1 protein-coding gene is annotated in these 631 nt (G+C 52.9%); it reads right to left on the reverse strand.

Going from position 1 to position 631, the window contains the following annotated elements:
• On the reverse strand, positions 1 to 507 hold a 507-nt coding region (locus C9J12_RS30930), incomplete at its 3' end, for a tyrosine-type recombinase/integrase (RefSeq protein ID WP_407675715.1).
• Positions 508 to 631: the final 124 nt, after the last annotated feature.

The raw sequence follows: 631 nt of genomic DNA on the forward strand, positions 1-631 counted from the left end.
GCGCAAGTCATGTATTCTGACATCGGCAATGTCGGCCTTAATCCGCAGTTTGACCCACAGATTGGACACGGCGCGCACCGATGCACCTTTTTTCATCGGGAACAGTTCACCGCCTTGTCGGCGAACATGGCGCGCCAACACATCAACCGCCGCTTGGCCGATATACACTACCCTTGCCCCTGTCTTACTGTCAGGCAAATACCAGTGCCCTTGGCGATAGTGCCTCCATTTCACGGTGCGCACTTCATTGCCTCGACACCCTGTGAGTATTAACAAACGCAATATCATTACCGCCGTGGGTGAGCTGGCCTGATGGGTATCGAGTACCAACCACAAACAGCGTAATTCATCGGGAGTGAGATAGCGTTCACACGCGACCAGCGTGTAACGTTTGAAGGATTTGCACGGGTTGCTTTGGGGCGCTCGGTAACCGTAAACCTCCGCTTGTTGCATCATCACTGATAACAACGGCAACATTGTATTGGCCATGCCTTTGGTGGCTGACATCCCACTGAACCACCGTTCAACCTTTTGACGCGTTAAGGTCGCAACCATGGCCTTACCTAACACCGGTTCAATGTGGCGGTCAAAACCCTGACGGTTGTTGTGTAATGTGGACGCCTTCCAATGC

Origin of the sequence: Photobacterium frigidiphilum, from assembly GCF_003025615.1 — a bacterium.
GTDB lineage: Bacteria > Pseudomonadota > Gammaproteobacteria > Enterobacterales > Vibrionaceae > Photobacterium > Photobacterium frigidiphilum.